The sequence below is a fragment of the Xenorhabdus sp. IM139775 genome (assembly GCF_028598745.1).
Taxonomy (GTDB): domain Bacteria; phylum Pseudomonadota; class Gammaproteobacteria; order Enterobacterales; family Enterobacteriaceae; genus Xenorhabdus.
On sequence record NZ_JAQRFK010000113.1, the window covers coordinates 1 to 5,549 of the forward strand.

A 5,549-nucleotide genomic window follows, 5' to 3' on the forward strand; every position below is an offset into this window, starting at 1 on the left:
GGAGCCAGATGGGTATGAAGTGAGAGCAGTTCCTGTTCCCAGGCATTGGTCGGTGAGTGCATTGAACACCTCCCGTATTTTCAGGAAAAAATGTCATGGGCTATCATGCCACAATGGGGCGTACGACTGTAGTACTAGGCCAAATTTCAGAGGGATGTATGCCGAGATAGTTCGCGATTATCCATTCACCTTTAGGCCACGGCCTACTGAGAGTATTTGCCAGGGTTGATGAACTGAGCCCTGCTTCACGAGAAACAGCCGCTAAGGTTGTGCCACGCTTACGTAATGCAGCAATTATATCGGCTTGATGCCAGTCATTTCTAACGTTATTCATTCCTGCTACCCTTTCCATTAATTGATAAAATTGATGGTGGTGATTCAAACAGGGTTCGCAGTACCGGGAACTATCAACCGGCGAGGCCGAAGCCTCCCCTGCCTGAACCACCATTGAAAGGGTGATAGCAGACACACTGGTAGAGATATCCTACCAGTGGATAGTTCATTACAAGGCTGCGAAACCTTACCACCGGATTTTGCCGATGGCGGGGCTACTTTAATGAATTGGTTTATCAAATTCAATAAGTGAACCAGTAAAACAGCTTAACTTTTTACGTTATATCCCATTGAACATGTTAAGGCGCTCTTGCTGCTCTTCACTTAAGCTAAACGCAAACTCTTCATGCTCAATCTGCCATGTGCCAAAACTCATCAGGAACGCAATTGCAGGGTCAATCTTGTTAGCGGATTTCTTTTTGTTCGGTTTGATATTCGCGTTCGCGTCAGTTTCCATCACCACATTAGACATCGCCCACGAAAGCACCGGATCGCCGTTGTGACGAATGACCTTACGATTAACGAACACCTCAGCCGATTTAGCCACGGGACTAAAGCGCATATAGGTTTGCGGGAACGGCTCAACATCCAGCCCTGCGCCTTGTAATTGCGTGCGTAAATGGGTAGCGTTCCATGTGTCAAAACCCACCAGCTTAATATCAAACTGCTGACTATCGTTGAGAATATCATCACGGATACGGTCATAATCAATGCAGTCGCCTGCGGTGGTACGTATCCAGCCTGCTTGTGCCCATTGGCGATAGACAGCCCGATTTTTATTGGCGGGGTTCTGCAATTGGGCTTCGGGTAGATAATGGCGGGTCAGTAATAACAGTTCGTTATCCACGGGAAACGTGTAACAAATACTGGTGATATCGCCTGTTGAAGATAAATCCAGTCCAGCGTAACACTCCAGCCCTTTGAGGTCATTTTCTTCATAATCCGTCTGACAGGCTTTCCAAGCGCCTTCACCCATCCAAGGCGTTTCACCCTGACACCAGATATTAAAGCGTTTGGTTAGCATCTCCGTCCATTGGGAGGGAATGCCCCGCGCTTTCTGGATGGTGTCATGCAAGGCGGCGCTGTCTACCGATACATCCAGATTGGGATTAGCCTTAATCCAAAGCTGCTCATCATCAATCTCGTTCTCGTCGTCCAGTTCGTAGATTAGGGCAAACAGCGATTCATTCTGTTCTTCCCCGTCCAGTATCTGACAGCAATAATCATAATACTGCTTACAGGCCGAAATCACGTTACTGCCCGCTGTGGTAATGGCAAACAGGATACCTTCGGGACGGGCACCCATCCCCAGCTCAAGGGCAGAGTAAACCGCGTTATCAGGGTGTAAATGATATTCATCGACAATTGCTAAACTGGGGTTTGTACCTTCAATCGTGGCGGCTTTGGCTGCCAATGGTTTTAATAAACTGTTAGTTTTGGGATAGGTGACTTTGTGTTGCTGGATAGCGACCCGTTTTTTCAAGGGCTTGGATAACAGGCTCATCTGGCGGGCATCATCAAACACGATACGTGCCTGATCCCGACTCACGGCGGCGGTGTAAATATCCTGCTGGCCTTGTTCCATCACCAGAAACCAGTTAGCCAGTATCGCGGCAACGGTGGATTTGGCATTTTTGCGCGGCACCTGAATATAAGCACTGCGGTATTTTCGATGTCCGGTTGCTTTCAATTTGAAGCCGAACAGATTGGCAAAGGCGAACTGCTGCCACGGTTCAAGGATGATGGGTTTACCGCGCAAATGGCCTTTGACATGCGGACAGACACGGGAAAAGGCAATAAAACGCGCCACAATCTCAGAATCAAACATATAAAGCGGGTTATTCAGGTCGTTATAGTAGCGTTTCACGGCCTGTTTTACGCGTTTACAGGCCGGAATTTTACCATTTTCGATATCAAACGCGTACTGCTCCCATGCGTTCATAGGCGATCCAGCTCGTCTTCTTCTTCGGTTTCCACCGGATTTTTACGCCGTGATACCGGATCAAAACCCAGCAACGACGACATTTTTATCATGATTTTTTCGGCATCTGCTTTGGCACTCAGTGACGGGTTACGGCTCTCGCTGCCCTGACTGTTCACAATACTAAAGCCCCTGATATCAAGGTCTGCCACGGCTTTTCGGTAAATGGCATAGTTCGCGCAATAGAGTTCTAAGTTGTTCCAGTCAGCGGCGTTCAGGTCTTCCCGCTCACTTAAAACTTTACCTTTGGCCTTCCATTGACTGGCAGCGATATCATTAAGGTAGGTTGGGGGTTTTGGCGCTCTTGCCATGATTTTTTCCTTGTCGTTTTATTTTCAAAAAAAGTACCGTGTATAAAAATTTGAGGAGGGGGCGGTTCCGCTGGGAGGGACATTTGTCATTTTTGATACCCCCACCCCGTTATTTCGTTTTGTTATTATTCTTTTGTTAACCAGTCACGATATCTTGCCGCTTCGGTTTCCTGTTGCCGATAAATCCCCTGCTTGCGCTTTGCTTTGGTGATGGGATCGGTCTGTACGGTCTTACGGTTATGGCAGGTCTGGCATAACGCTTGATGATTGGATGCAGGCCAGAACAGCACATCAGTATCACCCAGTATCGGGACAATGTGATCCACAATGGTAGCTGGGGTATAGATATTGGTTTTCAGGCAAATCACACATAACGGGCTAGCTTTCAGGTAGTGAAGCCGATAGCGTCCCCATTGATTACTGTAGCCGCGTTGGGTACGAGTGCCCCGTTGCTTATCCTGCTGGCGTCTGGTTTCCCGCTGATGTTGCTCGCAGCGGCCTGATTTCACCCGCTCGCGGCAGTGTGGGTAGCTACATCGCTTTAAGGGCTGCCACGGCATCAGTAGACTCCCACATCACGATAGACAGACCACAATGATTTAATGGTGAACGGGACTTCTTTAAGCTCAATATCTGTTGCCATTTCCCGATTTTCATACAGGAGGCCGATATAAAGCAGACAGCCGACTTTGATTGATGACGTGAAAACCAAGCCATTATCAAACCGCTTGCCGATATGTTGCTGACAGACTTCCAGCGCGGCTTCGGCGTAAGCCATTAATAACGCATCATCAAGGGCATCGCTTTCATCAATCCGGCAGTGTTGTTTGATTTCACTCAGGGGAATATCAGGCATATTTCACGCCCCCCTTGCAAAGCAGTTCTAAGCGGGTATGTTTCGGTTCAGGAATAACGGCAACGATGGCAAAGGTCTTGCCGTGGGTGCTGGCGCCTTGATAGATAATGCGATTTGTTGTCGTGATATCATCACGGTAACGCAGCCAGATACGCACCGTGGCTTCGGATAGTACAGCACCGGATGCGACCAGTTCCCGCCCGCTAATCGGCTGTACTTCTGCCCAAACGTCGGCAACATCCACCCATTTGTTTATCACCGACCCCATCGGCGAGCGGCTTGATTCGTTTTTCTGAAGGGTGATCCGGTGTCTCAATCTGCCTGCCCTCATGCCTTGCCCTCCGGTGGTTGCTTGATTTCGACGGTTTGCTTCCATGCCTGGCTGAATTCATCACCCCCTTCACGGGGTGATAAGCCCTCCCGTTCACGGGCTTCATTCGGTGACATCACCCCCGACTTAATCGCTGTCTCATAACTCTGGAAGCGTTCCCGTGGATTGGCGCGCAGCAAGTCGGCCGTATCAAACTCCACCTGATAACGTATCCCCCGTTTCGGTGAGGCCATCAGCAAGGCCGATTTGATTTGTTGCTCAAAGTTGGCAAGCCACGGGCGCATGGTGATAGTCAGAAAAGCACGCGACGCCTCGCTAAAGTTGCTGTAGGTGCTGTTCGAATACTCTTGCAGAAAGATCGGGCTGACGTTGAACATCCGGGCGATATCGTCAATGGTGAAACGGCGGGAAGCCAGCCACTCCGCATCTTGGTTACTCATCCCCAATTGTTGGTATTCCATCCCGCCCTCAAGAATAGGCGTTTTCCCTGCATTGCGGGCACCCTTGTAGCGTTCGAGGGCTTCCAGTGCCTTTGCTCCTTTTGTGCCATCCAGCCAGTCAGCGGATTTAATCACCCCCGCCGCCATCATGCCGTCTTTCATAATGCTGGCACCGTGGCGTTGTTGTGCCAGCCCCAAGCCCAAGGTTTCGCGGCAAATGGTGACAGGAGAACGCCCCAAAAAGCCATCTTCGGTGGCATAGCGCAGGTGCAGGACTTCTTCCTGTAAATAGGTTTTTACCTTGCCGCTATAGGGTTCGGTGATGGTGTACGCGAACCGGTGATCCGATAACCGTTGCGGTACAACCGCTGACGGAGGATAAGGATGCAATGACTGTGGCTGACCATCCCGCCCCCAGATAATCACTGCATACGCATTACCATTCAGCAGGCAATGACGCATCAAAGTTCGCTTGAACTGGTACGGGGTCTGGCAGTCATTCGGGCACTCATTGAGCAAGTAATCCACCGGGTGATCACTGAGCCATTCGCGGGACTCTTTGCTGTTCTGGTGTTGAACCCGATAGAGGTAGCAAGGCATGGATGCAACGGCTTCACTAATCACCGTGACGGCATTCATCACGGCGGGTAAACCTTCCGCTGTGGAGGGTGAAACATGCTCCCCCGATTTAGTGTTAGATACGCCTGCCAGAAAAAGAAACTCCTCCATCGTCATACTACGGGTTTCAGGTGCTTTGCGCTTAAACGTCCACATAGTTACACCTCAGACAATTGCAGCCAGTAATGACGCAAGTCAGTGTCGCTGGGTTTAATGGTATTCAGCGAACGCTTGGCAATCTCTACGCCGCTCTCAGGGTAGGCGGGCAGACTGGTGATGGTGATTTCCCGTAATTCAGCCTCCAAGACGGTTCTGACATACGGTTCCTGACCAATATCCCACTGGTCTTTAATCGCCCTGAACCCGAAAGACATGCCGGAGATATCCCCGCGTTCAACCAGCGTTAATACATCGCTGCCTAATTGGGTATCCGGTGGGGTTAATTCGAAGCGTAATCCAGTGGCATCTTCGCTAAGTTGCAACGTGCCCGATGCAGTGCGGCCTAATACTACAGTCGTACGCCCCTTTGTGGCATGATAGCCCATGACATTTTTTCCTGAAAATACGGGAGGTGTACTATGCACTCACCGACCAATGCCTGGGAACAAGAACTGCTCTCACTCCATACTCGTCTGGCTCCCTTGTTTCACCATCCCGGCCCACAACACCTCAGCCTCGC

7 protein-coding genes and 1 pseudogene are annotated in these 5,549 nt (G+C 50.1%); all 8 read right to left on the bottom strand.

What is annotated here, in order from left to right; translation table 11 throughout:
- Positions 1-103 precede the first annotated feature (103 nt).
- Positions 104-334 (bottom strand): helix-turn-helix domain-containing protein, encoded by a 231-nt coding sequence (locus tag PSI17_RS15650; protein ID WP_273552856.1) that lies wholly within the window; start codon positions 332-334, stop codon positions 104-106.
- A gap of 279 nt (positions 335-613) precedes the next feature.
- The gene (locus tag PSI17_RS15655; protein ID WP_273552857.1) at positions 614-2,275 is read right to left on the bottom strand and encodes a terminase large subunit; all 1,662 of its coding nucleotides are present in this window, start codon (positions 2,273-2,275) and stop codon (positions 614-616) included.
- Positions 2,272-2,625 (bottom strand): phage terminase small subunit P27 family, encoded by a 354-nt coding sequence (locus PSI17_RS15660; protein ID WP_273552858.1) that lies wholly within the window; start codon positions 2,623-2,625, stop codon positions 2,272-2,274. The genes PSI17_RS15655 and PSI17_RS15660 overlap by 4 nt, the downstream gene beginning before the upstream one ends.
- A 125-nt stretch (positions 2,626-2,750) precedes the next feature.
- Positions 2,751-3,185, bottom strand: coding sequence for an HNH endonuclease signature motif containing protein (locus tag PSI17_RS15665; protein ID WP_273552859.1), 435 nt, complete (start codon positions 3,183-3,185; stop codon positions 2,751-2,753).
- Positions 3,185-3,481 (bottom strand): head-tail connector protein, encoded by a 297-nt coding sequence (locus PSI17_RS15670; RefSeq protein WP_273552860.1) that lies wholly within the window; start codon positions 3,479-3,481, stop codon positions 3,185-3,187. The genes PSI17_RS15665 and PSI17_RS15670 overlap by 1 nt, the downstream gene beginning before the upstream one ends.
- Positions 3,474-3,812 (bottom strand): phage head closure protein, encoded by a 339-nt coding sequence (locus tag PSI17_RS15675; protein WP_273552861.1) that lies wholly within the window; start codon positions 3,810-3,812, stop codon positions 3,474-3,476. Before PSI17_RS15675 ends, PSI17_RS15670 begins: the two co-directional genes overlap by 8 nt.
- Positions 3,809-5,026 (bottom strand): phage portal protein, encoded by a 1,218-nt coding sequence (locus PSI17_RS15680; RefSeq protein ID WP_273552862.1) that lies wholly within the window; start codon positions 5,024-5,026, stop codon positions 3,809-3,811. The genes PSI17_RS15675 and PSI17_RS15680 overlap by 4 nt, the downstream gene beginning before the upstream one ends.
- A 2-nt stretch (positions 5,027-5,028) precedes the next feature.
- Positions 5,029-5,385: pseudogene (locus PSI17_RS15685) on the bottom strand (HK97 family phage prohead protease); the annotation flags it as partial.
- Between the last annotated feature and the right edge of the window lie 164 nt (positions 5,386-5,549).

Excerpts from the sequence above, each read along its gene's own strand:
- PSI17_RS15650 (WP_273552856.1), bottom strand. The coding sequence starts at position 334 with ATGAATAACGTTAGAAATGACTGGCATCAAGCCGATATAATTGCTGCA.
- PSI17_RS15675 (WP_273552861.1), bottom strand. The coding sequence starts at position 3,812 with ATGAGGGCAGGCAGATTGAGACACCGGATCACCCTTCAGAAAAACGAA.
- PSI17_RS15665 (WP_273552859.1), bottom strand. The coding sequence starts at position 3,185 with ATGCCGTGGCAGCCCTTAAAGCGATGTAGCTACCCACACTGCCGCGAG.
- PSI17_RS15680 (WP_273552862.1), bottom strand. The coding sequence starts at position 5,026 with ATGTGGACGTTTAAGCGCAAAGCACCTGAAACCCGTAGTATGACGATG.
- PSI17_RS15670 (WP_273552860.1), bottom strand. The coding sequence starts at position 3,481 with ATGCCTGATATTCCCCTGAGTGAAATCAAACAACACTGCCGGATTGAT.
- PSI17_RS15660 (WP_273552858.1), bottom strand. The coding sequence starts at position 2,625 with ATGGCAAGAGCGCCAAAACCCCCAACCTACCTTAATGATATCGCTGCC.
- PSI17_RS15655 (WP_273552857.1), bottom strand. The coding sequence starts at position 2,275 with ATGAACGCATGGGAGCAGTACGCGTTTGATATCGAAAATGGTAAAATT.